Genomic DNA, 20,827 nt, shown 5'->3' with positions numbered 1-20,827 from the left:
ACCCTCCCACCCGGCGTGCCGGTGACGATCTCCGCCGCTGCGCGCGGGCGGGAGGGTCAGGACCTCGATACCCCGTAGATCGGCGACACCGCCTGCTGGGCCTCGTTGTCCGGTCCGAGCGGGATGCCACGGCGGTCCCGCAGCAGCAGCGTCGCGATGAGGCCGAGCCCGGCCATGCCGACGAGGTAGATCGCGACCGACCACGTGGTGCCTGTGGCCTGCACGAGCGCGGTGGCGATCGTCGGGGCGAACGCGCCGCCGAGGATCGCGCCGATCGCGTACGAGATCGACACCCCCGAGAAACGCACCGATGCGGGGAACAGCTCCGCGTACAGCGCGGCCTGCGGGCCGTAGGTGAAACCGAGGCCCACCGTCAGGATGAGGAGACCCAGGAAGAGCAGCCCGATCTCACCGGTGTTCACGAGCGGGAACAGCGCGACGGCACCGATCGCGAGAGCGATCCAGCCGATGATGTAGGTGGTGCGCCGGCCGATGATGTCGCTCAGCCAGCCCGAGAGCCACGTGAAGATCAGCCAGCCCACGGATGCTCCGGCAACCGCCCACAGCACGGGACCGCGATCGAGCCCGAGCGGGCCCGCGGGGTTCGTCGCGTAGTTCTGGATGTAGCCCCCGGTGGACATGTACCCGGCCGCGTTGTTGCCCGCGAAGACGAACGCGGCGATGATCACGAGCGCCCAGTGCTTGCGGAACAGCTGCACGATGGGGGTCTTGGTCTCTTCTCGGCGCTCGGCCAGTTCGACGAAGACCGGGCTCTCCTCGACGCGCCTGCGGATGTAGTACCCGACGAAGATCAGCACGACGCTGAAGAGGAACGGCACGCGCCATCCCCATTCGATGAAGGCGTCGCCCGGAGCGATGAGCGCCATGATCGCCATCATCCCGGATGCCAGCAGGAGGCCGATCGGCACGCCGATCTGGGGCGAGGCACCGAAGAGTCCGCGCCGGTTCTTCGGAGCGTGCTCGACGGCCATGAGCACCGCGCCGCCCCACTCGCCACCGGCCGAGATGCCCTGCAGGATGCGCAGGAAGATCAGCAGGATCGGAGCGGCGATGCCGATGGCCGCGTAGGTCGGGAGCAGACCCACGAGGGTGGTCGACACGCCCATGAGGATCAGGGTGACCATGAGCACGACGCGGCGGCCGTACTTGTCGCCGAAGTGTCCGGCCAGGAAGGCGCCGAGCGGGCGGAACAGGAAGCTGAGCCCCACCGTCAGGAACGACAGGATCAGCGCGATGCCCGGGCCTGCGGGCTCGAAGAAGACGGCGGCGAAAACGAGGCCCGCCGCTTGCGCGTAGATGAAGAAGTCGTACCACTCGACCGTGGTGCCCACGACGGTCGCGAAGACCACGCGGCGTCGATCGGTGGGTGTCGAGATCGTTCCGGTCGGGGTGAACCCCTCGGGAACGGATGGGCGTGGTGAAGTCATCGGTGGCCTCCTGCGACTGCTCTGTCGGTGGGTGCGGTCTGCGCCGCAGCGGTGTTGATCCGCCGTGAAGGATCATATACGATTTCAGATACGACACAACGAGCAAAGGAGCCGCATGAGCATGTCGGATGCCGGCGACCCCCGTTTCGCGGCCCTCCCCGCGCGTCCGGGCAAGGTCATCGCGGTGCACCTGTCCTACCCCTCGCGCGCAGATCAGCGCGGACGCCGACCGGCGAACCCCTCGTACTTCTTCAAGCCGTCCAGCTCTCTGGCATCCACGGGGTCCACGATCGAGCGACCGGCCGGAACCGAGCTTCTCGCTTTCGAGGGAGAGATCGCCCTCGTCATCGGCGCCACCGCGCGCCGAGTGTCGATCGACCAGGCGTGGGCGCACGTGGCCGCGGTCACCGCGGCGAACGATTTCGGGGTCTACGACCTGCGCGCCAACGACAAAGGCTCCAACGTGCGTTCCAAGGGGCGCGACGGCTACACGCCGGTGGGACCGCGTCTCATTCCCGCTCAGACCGTGTCGCCCACGGGTTTGCGCGTGCGCGTCTGGGTCGACGGTCAGCTGGCGCAGGACGACACGACCGAAGACCTCCTCTTCCCCCTGCCGCAGATCGTCGCCGACCTCTCGCAGCACTTCACCCTCGAACCCGGCGATGTCATCCTCACGGGCACGCCGGCGGGGTCGAGCGTGGTGCTGCCGGGTGCCGTGGTCGAGGTCGAGGTCGACGCCCCCGACGCGCCCGGGACGCCCAGTTCGGGGCGCCTCGTCACCACCGTGGTGCAGGGCGACGCCCCGTTCGACGACGCGCTCGGCTCGCTGCCGTCGGTCGACGACCACCAGCGCGCCGAGGCCTGGGGCTCGCGCGAGAGCGCGGGCCTTCCCCCCACCCCCGAACCGTTCCGGCTGACCGACGATCTGCGCGAGAAGCTCGCACGGGTGCCCGTCGCGGGCTTGTCGGGGCAGTTGCGCAAGCGCGGACTGAACGACGTCACGATCGACGGTGTGGGTGCGATGCACCCGGGCACCACGCTCGTGGGGCTCGCCCGTACGCTCCGCTTCGTCCCCCACCGCGAAGACCTCTTCGCCTCGCACGGCGGCGGGTACAACGCGCAGAAGCGCGCGTTCGACGACGTCGGCGAGGGCGAGGTCATCGTGATCGAGGCGCGCGGCGAAACGGGGTCGGGCACGCTCGGCGACATCCTGGCCCTGCGAGCGAAAGCCCGCGGCGCCGCCGGAATCGTCACGGACGGGGGCGTGCGCGATTACGACGCCGTGGCGGCCGTCGGCCTCCCCGTCTTCTCGCGCGGCGCACACCCGGCGGTACTCGGCCGGCGCCACGTCCCGTGGGACACCGATGTGACGATCGGATGCGGCGGTACCACCGTCCAGCCGGGCGACGTCATCGTCGGCGACCGCGACGGCGTCATCGTCATCCCGCCCGCTCTCGTCGAGGAGGTCGTCGATGCGGCCCTGGCTCAGGAAGAAGAGGACGCCTGGATCGCGGAGCAAGTGGCGGCGGGACATCCCGTGGACGGCCTGTTCCCGATGAACGCCCAGTGGCGCGCACGGTACGAGGAGCAGCGCTCATGAGCGGCACGGACGTGACGCTCAGCAAGTCGCAGCAGGCGTACCACTGGATCAAGGAACGCATCGCGCGCCAGGAGTTCACCCCGGGGTATCGACTCGTGCTCGGATCGATCGCCGGCGAGCTCGACATGAGCGTCGTACCCGTCCGCGAGGCGATCCGGCAACTCGAGGCCGAGGGCCTCGTGACCTTCGAGCGCAACATCGGGGCACGGGTCTCGATGGTCGACGATTCGCAGTACCGCCACAGCATGCAGGCGCTCAGCATCCTCGAGGGCACGGCGACCGCGCTCTCCGCCCGCGCACTGACCGCCGACGACGTCCGACGCGCCCGCTCCATCAACGAGCGCATGATCGAGACGCTCGACCACTTCGACCCGCGCGCCTTCACCGCGCTGAACCAGGAGTTCCACGCGACGCTGTTCGAACGCTGCGCGAACCCGCGCATGCTCGAACTCGTGCAGGCCGAGTGGGCACGCCTCGGGCACCTCCGCGATTCGACCTTCAGCTTCGTGCCCGGCCGCGCCGCCGAGAGCGTGCGCGAGCACGAGAACATCCTCCGGCTGATCGAGTCCTCGGCACCTCTCGGCGAGATCGAGAAGGCCTCGCGACGCCACCGCGCCGCCACCCTCGACGCCTACCTCATCCACGAACACCCCGACGAGGTCCTGGGCCTCCCGGCGGTCTGACACAGGAGAAGCAATCCCATGAGCGACACGCAGACCGCGACGCGCCGCATCCCGGCCGATCTGCCGGACCACATCCAGCACTACATCGGCGGCGCGTTCGTCGACTCGGTCGACGGTGACACGTTCGACGTGCTGGACCCGGTCACCAACCAGACCTACCTGCGGGCCGCGGCCGGCAAGAAGGCCGACATCGACCTCGCCGTCGCCGCCGCACGCCGGGCCTTCACGGACGGCCCGTGGCCGCGCATGCTCCCCCGCGAGCGTTCCCGCGTGCTGCACCGCATCGCCGACCTCGTCGAGTCGCGCGACGAGCGCCTCGCGGAGCTCGAGTCGTTCGACTCGGGTCTGCCGATCACGCAGGCCCTCGGCCAGGCCCGTCGGGCCGCCGAGAACTTCCGCTTCTTCGCCGACCTGATCGTCGCCCAGACCGACGACGCGTTCAAGGTTCCCGGACGCCAGCTCAACTACGTCAACCGCAAGCCGATCGGCGTCGCCGGGCTCATCACGCCGTGGAACACGCCCTTCATGCTCGAGTCGTGGAAGCTCGGCCCGGCCCTCGCCACCGGCAACACCGTCGTGCTCAAGCCCGCCGAGTTCACACCGCTGTCGGCATCCCTGTGGGCCGGCATCTTCGAAGAGGCGGGGCTCCCCGAGGGCGTGTTCAACCTCGTCAACGGTCTCGGCGAGGACGCCGGCGACGCGCTCGTGAAGCACCCCGACGTCCCGCTGATCTCGTTCACCGGCGAGAGCCGCACGGGGCAGCTGATCTTCGCCAACGCCGCGCCCTTCCTGAAGGGCCTGTCGATGGAGCTCGGCGGCAAGAGCCCGGCGATCGTCTTCGCCGATGCCGACCTGGATGCCGCGATCGACGCGACCATCTTCGGGGTGTTCTCCCTCAACGGCGAGCGCTGCACCGCGGGCAGCCGCATCCTCGTGCAGCGCGACGTCTACGACTCCTTCGTCGAGCGCTACGCCGCACAGGCCGAGCGCGTGAAGGTCGGCTACCCCGACGACCCCGACACCGAGGTGGGCGCGCTCGTGCACCCCGAGCACTACGACAAGGTCATGTCGTACGTCGAGCTCGGCAAGACCGAGGGGCGCCTCGTCGCCGGCGGTGGCCGCCCCGAGGGATTCGCCGAGGGCAACTTCGTGCGCCCGACGGTCTTCGCCGACGTCGCCCCCGACGCGCGCATCTTCCAGGAGGAGATCTTCGGGCCGGTCGTGGCGATCACCCCGTTCGACACCGACGACGAGGCTCTGGCCCTGGCCAACAACACGAGGTACGGCCTCGCCGCCTACGTGTGGACGAACGACCTGAAGCGCGCCCATACCTTCGCGCAGAACGTCGAGGCGGGCATGGTGTGGCTCAACAGCAACAACGTGCGGGACCTGCGCACCCCGTTCGGCGGAGTGAAGGCCTCGGGCCTCGGCCACGAGGGCGGCTACCGCTCGATCGACTTCTACACCGACCAGCAGGCCGTGCACATCACGCTCGGCCCCACCCACAACCCGACTTTCGGCAAGGGAGCCTGAGATGACCGACCGCAACCAGATGACCCGCACCTCCTCGGGCTTCTTCGTCTCGCAGGAGGCCCCGATCCGGGCCGAGAATCCGATCCCCACGCCGTCCTCCCCCGCGCCCGACATCCTGCGGTGCGCGTACATGGAGCTCGTGGTCACCGACCTCGCGGCATCCCGGGAGTTCTACGTCGACGTGCTGGGGCTCTACGTCACCGAGGAAGACGGCGACGCGATCTACCTGCGCTCCACCGAAGAGTTCATCCACCACAACCTGGTGCTGCGCCAGGGCTCCGTCGCCGCCGTCGCCGCGTTCTCGTACCGCGTGCGCAGCGCGGAAGACCTCGACAAGGCCGTCGCCTTCTACGAAGAGCTCGGATGCCGCGTCGAGCGGCGCCCCGGCGGCTTCACGAAGGGCATCGGCGACTCGGTGCGGGTCGAGGACCCGCTCGGGTTCCCGTACGAGTTCTTCTTCGCCACCGAGCACGTCGAGCGCCTGTCGTGGCGCTACGACCTGCACACGCCCGGGGAGCTCGTGCGCCTGGATCACTTCAACCAGGTCACGCCCGACGTTCCGCGGGCGGTGAACTTCATGCAGTCGCTCGGTTTCCGCGTCACCGAGGACATCCAGGATGACGAGGGCACCGTCTACGCCGCCTGGATGCGCCGCAAGCCCACCGTGCACGACACCGCCATGACCGGTGGCGACGGCCCGCGCATGCACCACGTCGCCTTCGCCACGCACGAGAAGCACAACATCCTCGCCATCTGCGACAAGCTCGGCGCGCTTCGACGGTCGGATGCCATCGAGCGGGGCCCGGGCCGCCACGGCGTCTCGAACGCGTTCTACCTCTACCTGCGCGACCCGGACGGCCACCGCGTCGAGATCTACACGCAGGACTACTACACCGGCGACCCCGACAACCCGGTCATCACGTGGGACGTGCACGACAACCAGCGCCGCGACTGGTGGGGCAACCCCGTCGTGCCGTCGTGGTACACCGAGGCCTCGCTCGTGCTCGACCTCGACGGCACCCCGCAGCCCGTCCGCGCCCGCACGGATTCGAGCGAGATGGCCGTGACGATCGGCGCCGACGGCTTCAGCTACACCCGCGCCCCCGAGGAGACCCCCTCCCCCGAATTCAAGCTGGGCCACCAGCTCTAACCCCCTCTTCACGCGCGTGAGGGGTCAGTATCTGTCGCCGCAGACGTCCTGAAGCGACACTTCTTGACCCCTCACGCGCTGACAGAAACAGAAAGGGACGTGATGCTCAGCGACGCACAGATCGGCGCGATCGCGAGGGAGCTCGCCGAGGCCGACCGCGCGCACTCCGTGATTCCGCGCATCACCGCGCGGTACCCGGATGCCACGGTCGAGGACTCGTATGCCATCCAGGGCATGTGGCGCGATACGCAGCTCGCCGCCGGTCGGACGCTCGTCGGACGCAAGATCGGACTCACCTCGAAAGCGATGCAGCAGGCGACGGGGATCACCGAGCCGGACTACGGCGTCATGTTCGACGACACGGTGTACCGCTCGGGCGACGAGATCCCCGTGGACCACTTCTCCAACGTCCGCATCGAAGTGGAACTGGCCTTCGTGCTCAAGACGCCGCTCGAGGGCCCCGACTGCACGCTCGACGACGCCCTCGCGGCGATCGACTACGCCGTCCCGGCGCTCGAGGTATTGAACTCGCACATCGAGCTGGAGGGCCGCACGATCGTCGACACGATCAGCGACAACGCCGCCTACGGGGCGATGGTCCTCGGCGACGTGCACAAGCGCCCCGACGAGATCGACCTCCGCTGGGTGCCGGGCGTGCTCTCGCGCAACGGGGAGATCGAGGAGACCGGCGTGGCGGCCGGCGTGCTCGGCCACCCCGCCACGGGAGTGGCCTGGCTCGCGAACAAGTTCGCGCAGCACGGTGCTCGTCTCGAAGCGGGCGAGATCATCCTGGCCGGTTCCTTCACCCGGCCGATGTGGGTGTCGCGGGGCGATAGCGTGCTGTGCGACTACGGACCGATGGGAACGATCGCATGCCGCTTCGTCTGAGCCCGACCTTCCGCGAGCGCCTGGCCGCGTCACCCCGTCCGCTGGCGGGGATCTGGGTGTGCTCGGGCAGCCCGCTGGTGGCCGAGATCGTCGCCGGTTCCGGGACCGACTGGGTCCTCGTCGACATGGAGCACTCACCCAACGGACTCACCTCCGTTCTCACGCAGCTGCAGGCGATCGCCGCCTACCCGGCGACGCCGGTGGTGCGCGTGCCCATCGGCGACGCGGTGACCCTGAAGCAGGTGCTCGACCTCGGCGCCCAGAACATCCTCGTGCCGATGGTGTCATCGGCCGCTCAGGCCCGCGACCTCGTCTCCGCGGTGCGCTACCCGCCGCGAGGCGTCCGGGGCGTGGGGTCCGCGCTCGCCCGATCGGCCAGGTGGAACCGCGTCGACGACTACCTCGCCCGGGCCGATGACCACGTCTCGCTCTTCGTCCAGGTCGAAACGCCCGATGGCGTGGACGCCGCGGGTGAGATCGCCGCGGTGGACGGCATCGACGGTGTCTTCGTCGGCCCGAGCGACCTGGCGGCATCCCTGGGTCTGCTCGGCCAGCAGACGCACCCCGACGTCGTGGCCGCCGCGCTCCGCGCCTTCGAGGCCGTCCGCGCGGCCGGGAAGCCGGTGGGCGTGAACGCCTTCGACCCCGCCACGGCACAGGCGTACCTGGATGCCGGGGCGTCCTTCGTCCTCGTCGGAGCCGACGTCGCGCTCCTCGCCCGCGGATCGGAGGCCCTCGCGGCCCGCTGGTCCACCGGGGGCGACGACGCCGAGCGCGCCAGCTACTGATCCCCGCCGGCCGCCCGATCCCGGATCAGCGGGCCACGAGTTCTCGGGCCGCGAGTTCGGCGAGCACGCCGTCAGCCCACTCGCGCGCGACCTCGGCGGCATCCAGCGGCCCGCCGGCGTCGTGGCGTCCGTACTCGCCGACCCGCGTCGCCCCGCATGCGGCGAGCGCCTCGTCGATCATCTCACTGCCGCGCGAATACGTCTTGCTGTAGCTGCGATCGCCGAGACCGAACACCGCATACCGGATGCCGGCGAGCTCCGGCCGCTCCGACAGCAGCCGCTCGCGCAGCCCCCGGACGTTGGTGGGGAGTTCGCCGTCACCGTACGTCGAGCAGACGATCAGGTGCAGGCGCTCGGGGTCGAGGTCGACGGGCTCCAGGTCGCCGAGGTCGATGACCCTCGTGTCGGCGCGGTCGCCGAGGTGGCGTGCAAGGTCTTCGGCCACCAGCTCGGCGTTGCCCGACTCGGTGCCGAAGAGGATCGTGACGGGTCCGCACCCCTCTCCCCCACCCGCGTCGGTGCGGGCCGCGTCGACGGTCGGGAGCATGATCGACAGGTCGGCCGCGGCCGCACGCAGGTCATCGAGCGTGCGCAGCTTCGCGCGGACGCGGCCGGGGGCGGCGCTGAGCGTCTCGCGCACGTCGATGCGTCGCCACCCGTCGAAGTCGACGCGGGCGGGCAGGTCGAGGGCGTCGACGCCCTCCGCTGCTGCGGTGATCGCGCCCGAGGCGAGATCGTCGGCGAGCGCGCGGGCGAGGGCGCGGGAGTCGGAGCGCTGGTCGGGGATCGTGCCGCGCGGCCCCCGCCGCAACCATCCCGCCACATACAGCCCAGGCTCGACCCGCCCGTCGGGGTGCGCGCCGGGCTCGACGAGCGTCGAGGCATCGGCGGAGAACCCCACGGCGGTCACCACGGCATCGGCATCGAGACGCACCTCTCCGGAGACGCCGCGGAAGACCACCGTCTCCGCCGCCGTCGTCCCCTCGATCGCCTCCGGAGCGAGCCCGAACCACCAGTGCACCTGCACCCGCGCGTTCCCGTCGACTGCGGCCTCCAGCGCGCGGACGGCGTCGACGCGCGCATCCTTGCCCTCGGGGACGGCGGCGAGGTCGGTGCCGTGCACCGTGTGCCCGACGCCCGCGAGGCCGGCGAGCTCGCGCACCATGACGGGATCGAATTTCGCGTTCTGCGGTGCGGAACGTCCGACGACGTGCACGACGCGGACATCCCCGGCCAGACCCTCGTGCACGGCGTCGTCGACGTCACTGCCCTCGAGGTCCGCGCTCGTCCGCGAGATCAGCCGCACGACATCGAGGGCGACGTTGCCGTGGCCGACGACGACCACCCGGCGGCCGAGTGACACGTGATCCCGGTGGTGATCGGGGTGGCCGTTGAGCAGCCGGGTCAGCGCTCCGGCACCCACGATTCCCGGGAGATCGCCGCCGGGCACCGCCAGGTGCGCGTCCGTCGACAGCCCCGAGGCGAGCACCACGGCATCGAACGCTGCGCGCAGCTCATCGAGCGAAACGTGCTCGCCGACGGTGACACCGCCGTGGAACCGCACGCCCTCGTCGGTGAAGAGGCGGTCGAACTGCCGCGCCACCGACTTCGTGCCCTGGTGGTCGGCGGCCACGCCGTAGCGCACGAGACCGTACGGCACGGGCAGGCGGTCGAACACGTCGATCTCGGCCCCGGGGAAGGAGCGGCGCACGGCTTGCGCGGTGAAGCAGCCGGCCGGGCCCGACCCGACGATCGCGACACGGGGAGCGGTCGCCGCGGGGCGGAGGGTCTCGGGGGCGTGGACGGCGGCCGTCGCCGCGTCCCACGTGACCGGGAGCTCGAGCATCCCGCGGAAGACCCATCCGCCGATCACGGCGGGACGCTCCGGATGCAGGTCGAGGCCTCGCAAGCGCTCGAACAGCCGCGGCAGACCGACCGTGGCCACCTCGGCCTTGGCGACCCAGGCGCCCAGGCACACGTGCACGCCCTTGCTGAAGGCGAGGTGAGGCGTGACCTCGCGACGGATGTCGAACTTCGCGGTATCCGGCCAGATGTTCTCGTCGCGGTTGGCCGAGAGGATGCAGATACCGAGCTTCGCCCCGGCGGGGAGCTGCACCCCGGCCAGAACGGTGTCGGTCGTGACCTGACGCGAGTACAGGCCGATGGGTGCGATCCAGCGGATGGCCTCGTCGAAGACCGCCGGCCACAGCGAGGGGTCGGCCTCGACCGCCCGACGCTGATCCGGGTGCTCGAGCAGCGCCCATGCGGCGACGCCGAGGGCATCGCGGGGCTCGTTGAGTCCGCCGCCGATCGTCATCTTGACGTTCGCGCGGATCTTCTCGATCGGCATCTCGTAGTCGGGGATGCGCAGCAGCGTCGAGATGAGCGAGTGGTCGGGGTTCTTCGCGTGCCACGCGAGCATCTCGTCGAGGGCCGCGTCGACCTCGTCGAACGACCGCTTGCCCTTCGCCCACACCTCGGGATCGTCGGCGTAGTTGCCGGTGGCGTCGATGAGCGTCTGCGACCAGCGCTGCAGGTCCTCCTGGTGCACGTTGTGGAAACCCAGGATCTCGCGCAGGTTCTCTGCGGCGTACGGGGCGGCGAAGTCCCAGACGATGTCGGCGCCCGGGCCCTTGGCGATCATCTCGTCGAGGTAGCGGTCGGCGTTGCGCTCGAACACGCTCGTCCAGGTGCGCTTGACCACGCCCGGGCGCAGCACCGGCTGCCAGGCCTTGCGCTCCGGGTAGTGCTCGGGATCGTCCCGGCGCAGCATCGAGTGCCCCATCGCACGGATCTGCAGCGACCCCTCCTCGTTCGCCGAGAACGTCTCCTGGTCGAACTCGGTCGTGTGCACGGCGTCGTAGCTCGTGATGAGGTAGCGCCCGACGCTCGGCACCCAGTGCACGCCGCCCTCGGCCCGCAGACGGTCGTAGATCGGGAAGGGGTCGCGGTAGAGGTCGGGGATCGTCACCCAGTCGGCGATGGGGGCGGGTCGGCTCACGGTGCACTTCCTCGTGTCGGTGTTCGGCGGCGAACAGTTCGAGTATCCTTCGAGCCATACACCGGCAAAAGCGGCTTTTTCCGGTCTACTTCCTCGATATTTCCGATGTAAGGGCTCACGATGCTCGCCGTCCCCGACTTCACACTGCGCCAGCTCGGCTACCTCACCGCCGTCGCCGACGCCGGCACGATCGCCGCCGCAGCCGCGGAGCTCCGCGTCTCGCCCTCCACCCTCTCCGATGCCCTCGCCGACCTCGATCGGATCGTCGGTGCACCGCTCACGGTGCGCCGACGCGCGCACGGGGTGTCGCTCACCAGCGCGGGCGTCCACGTGGTCGACCGCGCGCGGCCGCTGCTCGCGGCATCCCGGGAGCTCATGATCGGTCTGCGCGGGGAGCCCGGAGAGCTCGTCGGACCCATCACGATCGGCTGCTACCCCACCCTCGCCCCCACCGTCCTGCCCCCGCTGCTGCACGACTTCGGCGAGGCCCACCCCCGGGTCGACCTGCACATCCGCGAGGCGACGCACGACCAGCTCGAGGGGCGGATCGAATCGGGCGAGGTCGACGTCGCGTTCGTCTACGACACCCTCGTTCCCGGTCACCCCCGCCGCGAGCGCCTCTTCGCGCTGCCCGCGCACGTGCTGCTGGCCGCCGACGACCCGCTCGCGCAAGCCGAGACCGTGCGCCTCGAAGACGTCGCCCCGCGCGACCTCATCCTGCTCGACGCTCCTCCGTCCTCGGCCCACACGCTGTCGTTGTTCGAAGCGCGCGGGCTCACTCCGCGCATCCGTCACCGCACCGCCAGCTACGAGGCGGTGCGCACACTCGTCGGGAGAGGGCTGGGCTACGGCATCCTCGTGCAGCGGCCCGCGAACCCGGCGAGCTACGAGGGCTACCCTGTCGCCATGAAAGAGATCTCGCCGCCCGTGGACCCCGTCGGCATCGACGTGATCTGGTCGGCCACGATCGATCCCCCCGATCGTGTGCGGGCCCTCATCTCGTTCGCCCGCTCGATCAGTTGGACGTCGGCGTGAGCGCGCTGGTGTGGGCCGTGAAGCGCTCGCTCCTGGGATACGTGCGCGGCATGAGCGACGGCACGGTGGCAACGGCCGGGGGCGTACACGAGGGGGACGCCGGCTTCGTCTTCCCGGGCGACGGGCGCGTCTTCTCCGGCAGCGTGACCCTGACCGGGCACGGCGGCATGATGCGCGTCATCCTGGCCGACCCGGCACTCGTGACCCGAGGAGACACCTGGATGCTGGAGATCGCCGACCCCGACGACGGCGCGGCGCGACTGCCCTTCGCCACGGTCGCCGCGTTCGACGGCTCGACCGGCACGGGGGTCGCGCTCACCGCCGACGGCGCCGACCTGTTCTTCGGGCCCTACGAGGCGGGCACGCCGCTCGAGGACTTCACGATCCGCGCATGAGCACGAACGGGGACCGGATCACTCCGAGCGATCCAGGATGCCACGCACCCGCGCCCGCGCGTCGGTGAAGTCGTACGACCCGACGAGCGCGGAGGCCATGCGCACCGGGTCGCCGAAGAAGAAGTACTCGTACAGCGACTGCCGACCCGCGAACCCGGACACGGCGGCGTCGGCCGCGAGACGGAACAGCGCCGTGCGCTCGCGCGCGCCGAGCGTGGCCGATTGCAGGTACTGCTCGAGGTCGCCGTGGGCGTCGAGCGGGAAGTCCGCGGCGCTCGGGGTCGCCATGAGTCCCGACGCCCCCAGGGTGCGGATGATCTCCGTCAGCCGTGGCGAGACGTGGGTGGGGTACCAGTTGCGCGCCGCATTCAACGTCGCCCAGCGGGGAAGGAAGACGCCGAACTCGTTCGCCTCGCCGTCGACCTCGGCCGCCCGGAGCATGGCCCGCTCGATCTCGACGTAGGTGATGAGCTCCGCCAGCTGCTGCTGGATGTGGGGGAACCCCTGGATGCCGATCGCCTCCGCCATCGACGAGGCGAGGCCCAGGAAGAACTCGGTCTTGACCAGCGTGCGCGTGACGACCTGGTGCGTCATGAGAGCGCCGGCGCCGGTCTCGGTGTACAGCGCGTTGCACAGATCGGGGCGCCCCAGCACGAACACGCGCTCGGCCGGGACGAAGACGTCGTCGAAGACGGCGACGGCATCCATCTCGTCGAACCGGGCCGCGAGCGGCTCATCGAAGGCGGGACCGCCGCGGTGCAGGGGCGTGCGGCAGTGCAACCGCAGGCCGGGGGCGTCGGTGGGGATCGCGAAGGCGAAGCTGTAGGCGGCGTCCTCGGGCGCGTTGCGCAGCACGGTCGAGGGGAGCACGAGCAGTTCGTCGGCGACCGGTGCCGAGGTCGCGAGCATCCGCGCGCCGCGCACGACGATCCCGTCGGCGCGCTCCTCGACCACGCGCGCCGCGAGGGCTCCATCGCCCTGGCGGACGGCGGGCACCGCGCGGTTGACCTGCGGCGGGAGGAGCGTGTGCGAGAGCACGAGATCCTCGCTCCGCACGCGTTCGGCATACGCCGCGACGCGCGCGGCGTAGGCGTCCCCGGCCCGCGCGAAGAACGCGGACGACCCCGCGAAGGCGGCGAGCGCCGACGACAGGTAGTCGCCCGTGCGCCCGAGGAATCCCGCGCTCTCCCCCGCCCACACCTGCATCCCCCGGCGCCGGCGGGCCAGGTCGTCGGCGGAGCGCGGCACCAGGTGGGCGACCGGCTCGACCTCGCCGCCGTCTCCCACGAAGGTGACCTCCTCCCGGTGAGCCGGGTCGTGCGACAGATCCGCGAGACGGGCGTAGGCGCGCGCGACCGGCGCGAACGCCGGGTGCTCGGCGACGCGCGACGTGACCACCTCGCCGTCGACGTGGACCTCGAGGTGCCGGGCGTTCAGGCGGGCGAGGTAGTCGGAACCGGGGCGTGCGGGCATGGGGTGACCTTTCGAACGGCGAAGCCGGGAAGCGGGGAGAAGCAGCGCAGCCGGATCAGAACAGCAGCTCGTGGCCCCGGGGAGCCTCGTGCACGGTCGTGAACTGGCCGTTGACGAAGCCCAGGGCATCGCCGGCGCGGTAGCCGAAATCGGCGACCTTCCCGACGAAGAGCGTGTGGTCGCCGCCGTCGTACTCCGCCCACGGCTCGCACTCGAACCAGCTCAGCACGCCCCGCGAGCCGCGGAGCCCGGTGCCCGTCCTCCCACACCGGCTCGACCTGCGGTCGACCCGCGAAGGTCAGCGCCAGACCCTGCTGCTCGGCGCCGAGGATGTTGATCGTGAAGAGGGTGTCGTGCAGCATCTCGTGCGTGCGCACCGTGCGCTGGATCGAGACGAGCACGAGCGGCGGGTCCATCGACACCGACGTGAAGGAGTTGACGGTGATGCCGTGCCGAAGCGGGTCTCCCGCGGCATCCACCGTGTCGAAGGTGACCACGGCCACACCCGTCGCGAACCGACCGAGCCCGCCGCGGAAGAAGTGCGCGGTCGGGCGGAACAGTGTCGACTCGGGCGGAAACGTCCCGAGGGAACTCATCATCATGGGCGGGGTCCTCTCTGACCGGCTGGGTCCATCGTGCGCCGCACGCGGCGTCATCGTCTGGTGAATCCGCGTGCGGGGCTTGGCCCTCAGCGCCGCGATCATCGCCGCCGCCGGGCGCGCGATGCCCGGGGCGACGTACGCTGTGGATGTCCGAGCCGATGGAGGCTCGCTCGATCACATCGATGTGAGGTGAGTGGCGATGCAATCCCCGACGCCGTCCCCGGTCGCGCCCGGCTTGATCCGCGAGCACGCCCTGGGCAAGGAGCAGTGGCAGGCGATCGCCTCGCGCTCGTTCGTTCCCCTGACGGTGGATTCCCCCCGGGGGACGCCGTTCAGTGCCCATATGGAGGGGCGGGTCAGCGACGGCATCCTGTTCTCCACCGTCCGCGCGAGCGGGCACTCGGTGACCCGTTCGCAGGACCTCGTCGACGCGTCCGCGGAGTCGTACGTCAAACTGACGCTGCAGCTCAGCGGCACCGGCGTCCTGACACAGGACGATCGGACGGCGCTGCTCTCTCCCGGCGACATCGTGCTCTACGACACCAGCCGCCCATACACCCTCGCCTTCGCCGACGACCTCGCGGCCGTGGTCGTGATGTTCCCGCACCGCATGATCAACATCGACGCGACGATCCTGCGGGGCCTCACCGCGGTGCGGATCCCCGGCGACCAGGGGTTCGCTCGCGCAGTCGGGCACTTCCTCGCGGGTCTGGCCAGCGCGCTGCCGACGCTCGACGAGGCCACGGGCGTGCAGGTGACGCACAACACGATGGACCTGATCGCCACGATGGTCGGGCAGGAGTTGCGCGACGCCCCGTGGTCGGACCCCCACGCGGAGCTGATGTTCCGCATCGACACGTTCATCAACGCGCACCTGCACGAGCCGGATCTGGGCCCGGAGCGGATCGCCGCGGCCGCGTACATCTCGACGCGCCACCTGCACACGCTGTTCCAGCGACGGGGGACGACGGTGTCGCACTGGGTGCGCGACCGCCGGCTCGACCACGTGCGCCGCGATCTCCGCGACCCGCGGCACGCCCGCGAGGGGGTGGCGGCGGTGGCGGCGGCGTGGGGCTTCACCGACCCGTCGCACTTCAGCAAGCTGTTCCGCGCCCAGGTGGGCGTCTCGCCGAGCGAGTACCGGGTCGCCCTGGTCGGCTGAGCCGATGCGACACGCGCGCCGAGAGGCCGCGGCGCCCGCGAGCGACGCCCGGGCGGGCAGCGACGCGCCGTGCGCACAGCAACGCGCCGTGCCGTGCGAACAGCAACGCGCCGGGGCGGGACAGTCGTCCCCGCCCCGGCGCGCGCACTCACACTCGGACGAGTTGCTCCGCGGCGAAGGTCATCACGACCGCGCCATTGGTGGCGTAGTTCGGCACATCGGCCTGGACCGCCTCCCCCTCGGGGGAGGCGAGAGCGGCACCGAGGTCCTCCGCGGAGTCGAAGGCGGCCTCGAACACCGCGAAGTACGGCGAGGGAGCGGGCCCCGGATCGACCGCCAGCGTGAAGGAGATTTCCCGCACACCGGGGAGCTTCTCGCACAGCGGCAGATGCACCGCGCGGTAATGCTCTTCGAAAGCGACCCGGTCCACCGGCTCGGGGTAGAGCACGAGCAGCTTATGCATGGGCGGGCTCCTCGCTCGCGTCGCGGGTCGCCGTGCGAGCGATCGCCGCGGCGGCCGTCTCGGGCGACCCGAGGACGTCGTCCCACTGGGCGATCGGATCGTTGAAGTTCTGCGTGAACTCATCCGCCAGGGTCGGTGACTGGCTCATCGCCCCCAGCAGGTCGATCATGTGCGGTGCCGGGGGCACCTGGACCATGAGGTTCGTCCAGTCGCTGACCTTCTCGACGCGTTCGCGACGCCGCTCCGCCGCGCGGCGGCCGAGGTCGGCACCGAACCCGAGATCCTCGAGGATCTCCTGGCCGACGGTGTACCCCGAGTACGAGGCCGAGTTCCCGCCCTGCCCGATGACGGGGTCGAGCACGGAGTGCACGTCGCCGGCCGCGATGACCACGGTGCCGTTGTCGAGGACGCGGTAGTCGTTGCGCAGCACGGGGCGCACCGCGCCCTGCAGGAGGTCCTGCGGTCGGGCGAGCGTGAAGGTGGATTCGTCGATCCGCGCGGCGACCGTCGGGTGATACTGCCGCATCTTCTCGAGGACGAGGCGGCGGAACGCCTCGGGGTCGTCGTCGTAGCGCGCGTCGGCGAGCACCTCGGTGTCTCCGCCGATGACGTTCTCGAACAGCAGGGCGTGGGTGTGCCCGGCGAAGCTGTAAAGGGGGATGTCGAGCAGCTCCCCGTGCCCGGGCGCGATGCTGAGCGTCACGCTCTTGGTGTCCTCGTTCGCGACGCCGTGCCAGAGCCCGACCATCAGGCGGCGCTGGGGCCCGGCATACGGGGTCTTGGCCTCGTTGATGCCGAAGAAGTCGCCGAGGGACTTCTTGCCCGAGGCCACCACGAGGGCGTCGTGCTTCTCGCTCAGCGCGTCGAGATCCTCGGCCTCGACGGAGCGGATCTCGATCCGCCCTCCGCGGTCCTCGAAGTCGCCCATGAGCGTCGGCTGGTAGATCCGGTAGTCCACCGCGCGCGAGGGACTCTGGAAGTTGCCGCGGAAGAACAGCTCGGCGCCGCCCACCCAGTGGTGGTGGCAGAAGTAGCCGAACTCCTCCACCGGCCAGTGGTCGACGCCCAATTCGCGTTCGCGTTCGATCGTGACCGCGTGGTGGGCGACGCTGTTGGGCAGTCGCCCCTCGGCCACCTGATCGGCGGTGCGGTCGGTGTAGATGGTGACGGGGATGTCGTGCTGCCGCAGCAGAAGGCCCAGATGCAGGCCCGCCGTTCCGGCGCCGACGACGCCGATGTTCGTCATGCGTCCTCCTGTGGATGCTCTCTCACGGAGCGCTTCTCTGCGCGCCGTGTGCCACCGACGGTAGGTCCTCGGGCACGGATGCAGAATCCTCCCGCCCCACCGTCACACCCACGCACCAGACACCGGCGTCGAGGGACCAGCCGCGCACGTCGCGGCGGAGAGCGGGAGCGCGAGAGCTACCGACGACGACGAACAGCCGGGGCACTCGAGCGTGCGTCCCGGCCGTTCGTGTCGCGCGGTGGCGTCCGATCAGTCCTCGTCGTCGCCGTCTTCGTCCTCGTCGTCGTCGCCGACGATCTCGATGTCCTCGACCTCGAGCTCGGGGGTCAGCTGCACGTGCACGAGGGCGTCGGGGAACGACGTCGCGCCCGCGAAGACCACGATGACCGCGTCCGCGAAGACACCGACGCCCACGGCCTCGAGGTCGGTGCGCAGGTCGACGTCGGAGCCGATCTCCTCGTCGCCCAGGGCGTCCTCGATATCGCTGACGACCTCGTCGACGATCGCGCGCCACCGGTCCTCGCTGATGGCCAGGATGTCCGACAGCGACGTCATGATCGCGTCGATGTCGGGGTCGTCGACGTCCTCGATCTCGGGGTCGAGGTCGACCTCGACCTCGACACCGGCGGCATCCAGGTGCGCGAGACCCACGACGGTGTCGTCATCGATCGTCGGCTCGTCGAGCAAGCCGCTGTCGGTGACGCGGCGGAGGAGGTCGTTCAGGACGGATGCAGTCATGAGAAGACGATGTCACGTCCCGGGGCGCGGCGCATCCGTCGGCGTGTCGGGTCCCCGGGCGTTCAGGCCGCGTGCGCGCGCGGTTCACTCGCCGCGCGGCTCGGCGGCCGCCGAGCGGGCGCGGGGCGGGTCAGATCCCGGTCGCGCGCTCCGCGGCCTCGACGACGTTCGTCATGAGGAGGGCGACCGTCATCGGCCCCACCCCGCCGGGGTTGGGCGAGAGGAAGCCGGCGACCTCGGCGACGTCGGGGTGCACGTCGCCGAACACGCGGCTCTTGCCGGTCTCGGGGTCGGTCTCGCGGGTGACGCCGACATCGAGGACGGCGGCGCCGGGCTTGACGTCCTCGGCGCGCACGATGTGCTTCACTCCGGCCGCGGCGACGATCACGTCGGCCTCGCGCAAATGCTTCGCGAGGTCCGCGGTACCGGTGTGGGTGAGCGTCACGGTCGCGTTGATCTCGCGGCGGGTGAGCAGCAGCCCGATCGAGCGGCCGATCGTCACGCCGCGACCGACGACGACGACCTCTTTGCCCTTCAGGTCGTAGCCGTTGCGCACGAGGAGTTCGATGACCCCGCGCGGGGTGCACGGCAGGGGCGTGGTGATCGGCGCGTTGACGTTGAGCACGAGACGCCCGAGGTTGGTGGGGTGCAGGCCGTCGGCATCCTTCGCCGGATCGATGCGCTCGAGGATCGCGTCGGTGTCGATGTGCTTCGGCAGCGGCAGCTGGACGATGTACCCGTGGCACGCGGGGTCGGCGTTGAGCCCGTCGATGACCGCCTCGACCTCCTCTTGCGTGGACTCGGCGGGGAGCTCGATCTGGATCGAGTTCATGCCGATGGCCTCGGACTCGCGGTGCTTCATGCCGACGTACAGCTGCGATGCCGGGTCGGCCCCCACCAACACCGTCGCGATGCCCGGGACGACGCCGCGCGCACGCAGTGCCGCGACCCGCTCGGCCAGCTCGGTCTTGATCGCCGCAGCTGCGGCCTTGCCGTCGAGTCTCGTCGCCGTCATGGCATCCCTCGTTCTGTGTGATCGGTAGGTGACCGGGTGGCCCGTGGGCCCGATGAACGCTCCGACGAGCGAAACACGCCGCCCCACGCCGTGTCTCACTCGCGGCAGCGTTTATCGCGGGTCCTCGAGCACCGGATGCCGGGGCGGACCGCCGCATGCGTGCGACGCCCGCCCCGGCCGGGGCTTACTGGTGCAGGCCGGGGTACAGCGGGAAGGCCGCGGTGAGCACGGCCACGCGGGCTCGGAGCGCCTCGAGGTCGGCACCGGGCTGCAGGGCGAGCGCGATGATGTCGGCCACCTCGGTGAACTCGGCGTCACCGAAGCCGCGGGTCGCGAGCGCCGGCGTGCCGATGCGCAGGCCCGAGGTCACCATCGGCGGACGCGGGTCGTTGGGGACGGCGTTGCGGTTGACCGTGATGTGGATCTCGTGCAGCAGGTCTTCGGCCTGCTTGCCGTCGATCTCGGCATCCCGCAGGTCGACGAGCACGAGGTGCACGTCCGTGCCGCCCGAGCGCACGGCGATGCCGGCGCTCTTGACGTCGTCCTGCGTGAGGCGATCGGCGATGATCGACGCGCCGCGCAGCGTGCGCTCCTGACGTTCCGTGAACTCCGGCGTCATCGCGAGCTTGAACGCCGTCGCCTTGGCGGCGATCACGTGCATGAGCGGACCGCCCTGCTGGCCCGGGAAGACCGCGGTGTTGATCTTCTTGGCCAGGTCGGCGTCGTTGGTGAGGATGAGGCCCGAGCGGGGGCCGCCGATCGTCTTGTGCACGGTGGTCGAGACGACGTGCGCGTGCGGGATCGGCGACGGGTGCACGCCCGCCGCGACGAGACCGGCGAAGTGCGCCATGTCGACCCACAGGTACGCGCCCACCTCGTCGGCGATCGCGCGGAACGCGGCGAAGTCGAGCTGACGGGGGTACGCCGACCAGCCGGCGATGATGACCTTCGGCTTGTGCTCGAGGGCGAGACGGCGCACCTCGTCCATGTCGATGAGCGAGGTCTCGGGGTCGACACCGTAAGCGACGATGTCGTACAGACGGCCCGAGAAGTTGATCTTCATGCCGTGCGTCAGGTGGCCGCCCTGGTCGAGCGACAGGCCGAGCAGGGTGTCGCCGGGGCGGGCGATCGCGTGCAGCACCGCGGCGTTCGCGGTGGCACCGGAGTGCGGCTGCACGTTCGCGAACCCGGCGCCGAACAGCGCCTTCGCCCGCTCGATCGCGAGCTCTTCGGCGACGTCGACCTCTTCGCAGCCGCCGTAGTACCGGCGACCCGGGTAGCCCTCGGCGTACTTGTTGGTCAGGACGGAACCCTGCGACTGCAGCACCGAGACGGGCACGAAGTTCTCGGACGCGATCATCTCGAGATAGCCGCGCTGGCGGTCGAGCTCGCGCTCGAGAACCTGGGCGATCTCGGGGTCGACCTCCGAGAGGGGGGCGTTGAAGTACGGATCGGTCATGCGATCTCCTTGACGATGGCTTCGGATGCCGCGGGCTCGGGCGAGTCCGCGGAGATACCGCATCGACCCAGGCGTGCGGTCGAATACCGTCAAGCGGTCGCTCCCCGGTGGTGTCCCACCTCAACGCCAGTCGCGACGACGATCACAC

Annotated in this window: 18 protein-coding genes, 1 pseudogene and 1 riboswitch; of the genes and pseudogenes, 9 read left to right on the top strand and 10 right to left on the bottom strand. The window is 70.5% G+C overall.

Annotation, left to right across the window (positions count from 1 at the left end; all coding sequences use genetic code 11):
* Window positions 1–56: 56 nt before the first annotated feature.
* Window positions 57–1,448: an MFS transporter gene (locus AC3E6M_RS09470; protein ID WP_138175286.1), complete on the bottom strand. Its 1,392-nt coding sequence runs from the start codon at window positions 1,446–1,448 to the stop codon at window positions 57–59.
* Between the two features lie 121 nt (window positions 1,449–1,569).
* Here AC3E6M_RS09470 and AC3E6M_RS09465 point away from each other — a divergent pair, with 121 nt between their 5' ends.
* From AC3E6M_RS09465 to AC3E6M_RS09440, 6 genes are all read left to right on the top strand, one after another.
* Window positions 1,570–3,048 (top strand): fumarylacetoacetate hydrolase family protein, encoded by a 1,479-nt coding sequence (locus tag AC3E6M_RS09465; protein WP_138175302.1) that lies wholly within the window; start codon window positions 1,570–1,572, stop codon window positions 3,046–3,048.
* Window positions 3,045–3,731 (top strand): GntR family transcriptional regulator, encoded by a 687-nt coding sequence (locus AC3E6M_RS09460; protein ID WP_138175288.1) that lies wholly within the window; start codon window positions 3,045–3,047, stop codon window positions 3,729–3,731. Before AC3E6M_RS09465 ends, AC3E6M_RS09460 begins: the two co-directional genes overlap by 4 nt.
* Window positions 3,732–3,749: 18 nt before the next feature.
* Window positions 3,750–5,264, top strand: coding sequence for a 5-carboxymethyl-2-hydroxymuconate semialdehyde dehydrogenase (gene hpaE / locus AC3E6M_RS09455; protein ID WP_138175290.1), 1,515 nt, complete (start codon window positions 3,750–3,752; stop codon window positions 5,262–5,264).
* A 1-nt stretch (window position 5,265) separates the two neighbouring features.
* Window positions 5,266–6,414 carry a 3,4-dihydroxyphenylacetate 2,3-dioxygenase gene (gene hpaD / locus AC3E6M_RS09450; RefSeq protein WP_138175292.1) on the top strand — a complete coding sequence of 383 codons (1,149 nt, stop codon included), beginning with the start codon at window positions 5,266–5,268 and terminating at the stop codon, window positions 6,412–6,414.
* A 102-nt stretch (window positions 6,415–6,516) separates the two neighbouring features.
* Window positions 6,517–7,302, top strand: a complete 786-nt coding sequence (locus AC3E6M_RS09445; RefSeq protein WP_138175294.1) for a fumarylacetoacetate hydrolase family protein — start codon at window positions 6,517–6,519, stop codon at window positions 7,300–7,302.
* On the top strand, window positions 7,287–8,090 hold the full coding sequence (locus tag AC3E6M_RS09440; protein ID WP_490529721.1) for an HpcH/HpaI aldolase family protein: 804 nt from the start codon (window positions 7,287–7,289) through the stop codon (window positions 8,088–8,090). Before AC3E6M_RS09445 ends, AC3E6M_RS09440 begins: the two co-directional genes overlap by 16 nt.
* 25 nt (window positions 8,091–8,115) lie before the next feature.
* Here the strand turns inward: AC3E6M_RS09440 and AC3E6M_RS09435 are convergent, their stop codons facing one another.
* On the bottom strand, window positions 8,116–11,091 hold the full coding sequence (locus AC3E6M_RS09435) for a cytochrome P450 (RefSeq protein WP_490529720.1): 2,976 nt from the start codon (window positions 11,089–11,091) through the stop codon (window positions 8,116–8,118).
* 120 nt (window positions 11,092–11,211) lie between these two features.
* On the opposite strand from AC3E6M_RS09435, the gene AC3E6M_RS09430 reads away from it, so the two are divergent.
* Complete coding sequence (locus AC3E6M_RS09430) at window positions 11,212–12,126, top strand: LysR substrate-binding domain-containing protein (RefSeq protein WP_394529755.1); 915 nt, start codon at window positions 11,212–11,214, stop codon at window positions 12,124–12,126.
* Entirely contained in the window at window positions 12,123–12,521 is a 399-nt protein-coding gene (locus AC3E6M_RS09425; protein ID WP_138177460.1) for an HtaA domain-containing protein, read from the top strand. Before AC3E6M_RS09430 ends, AC3E6M_RS09425 begins: the two co-directional genes overlap by 4 nt.
* Window positions 12,522–12,539: 18 nt before the next feature.
* Here AC3E6M_RS09425 and hpaB read toward each other — a convergent pair whose 3' ends face one another.
* The 3 genes and pseudogenes from hpaB to AC3E6M_RS09410 form a co-directional block, all read right to left on the bottom strand.
* Window positions 12,540–13,994 carry a 4-hydroxyphenylacetate 3-monooxygenase, oxygenase component gene (gene hpaB, locus AC3E6M_RS09420; protein WP_138177462.1) on the bottom strand — a complete coding sequence of 485 codons (1,455 nt, stop codon included), beginning with the start codon at window positions 13,992–13,994 and terminating at the stop codon, window positions 12,540–12,542.
* 55 nt (window positions 13,995–14,049) lie between these two features.
* The gene (locus tag AC3E6M_RS09415; RefSeq protein ID WP_490529719.1) at window positions 14,050–14,223 is read right to left on the bottom strand and encodes a flavin reductase family protein; all 174 of its coding nucleotides are present in this window, start codon (window positions 14,221–14,223) and stop codon (window positions 14,050–14,052) included.
* A gap of 109 nt (window positions 14,224–14,332) precedes the next feature.
* Window positions 14,333–14,590 (bottom strand): annotated as a pseudogene (locus AC3E6M_RS09410) (flavin reductase family protein); the annotation flags it as partial.
* Window positions 14,591–14,795: 205 nt separating this feature from the next.
* Here AC3E6M_RS09410 and AC3E6M_RS09405 point away from each other — a divergent pair.
* Window positions 14,796–15,758, top strand: coding sequence for an AraC-like ligand-binding domain-containing protein (locus AC3E6M_RS09405; RefSeq protein WP_138177464.1), 963 nt, complete (start codon window positions 14,796–14,798; stop codon window positions 15,756–15,758).
* 148 nt (window positions 15,759–15,906) lie between these two features.
* Here AC3E6M_RS09405 and AC3E6M_RS09400 read toward each other — a convergent pair whose 3' ends face one another.
* The 5 genes from AC3E6M_RS09400 to glyA form a co-directional block, all read right to left on the bottom strand.
* Window positions 15,907–16,221, bottom strand: coding sequence for an EthD family reductase (locus tag AC3E6M_RS09400; protein ID WP_138177466.1), 315 nt, complete (start codon window positions 16,219–16,221; stop codon window positions 15,907–15,909).
* A complete protein-coding gene (locus AC3E6M_RS09395; RefSeq protein WP_138177468.1) occupies window positions 16,214–17,467 on the bottom strand; it encodes a styrene monooxygenase/indole monooxygenase family protein in 1,254 nt (417 codons plus the stop codon). Before AC3E6M_RS09395 ends, AC3E6M_RS09400 begins: the two co-directional genes overlap by 8 nt.
* Before the next feature lie 249 nt (window positions 17,468–17,716).
* Window positions 17,717–18,205 carry a cytochrome C5 gene (locus tag AC3E6M_RS09390; protein WP_138177470.1) on the bottom strand — a complete coding sequence of 163 codons (489 nt, stop codon included), beginning with the start codon at window positions 18,203–18,205 and terminating at the stop codon, window positions 17,717–17,719.
* Window positions 18,206–18,335: 130 nt separating this feature from the next.
* A complete protein-coding gene (locus AC3E6M_RS09385; RefSeq protein WP_138177472.1) occupies window positions 18,336–19,220 on the bottom strand; it encodes a bifunctional methylenetetrahydrofolate dehydrogenase/methenyltetrahydrofolate cyclohydrolase in 885 nt (294 codons plus the stop codon).
* Window positions 19,221–19,404: 184 nt separating this feature from the next.
* Window positions 19,405–20,679: a serine hydroxymethyltransferase gene (gene glyA, locus AC3E6M_RS09380; RefSeq protein WP_138177474.1), complete on the bottom strand. Its 1,275-nt coding sequence runs from the start codon at window positions 20,677–20,679 to the stop codon at window positions 19,405–19,407.
* A gap of 58 nt (window positions 20,680–20,737) precedes the next feature.
* Window positions 20,738–20,823, bottom strand: a riboswitch (ZMP/ZTP riboswitch).
* Between the last annotated feature and the right edge of the window lie 4 nt (window positions 20,824–20,827).

The sequence above is a fragment of the Microbacterium sp. SCPM-O-B-15248 (M128) genome, assembly GCF_058214835.1.
Note: the sequence above shows the minus strand (reverse complement) of the source record. Positions and strands in the feature narration are given on the sequence as shown.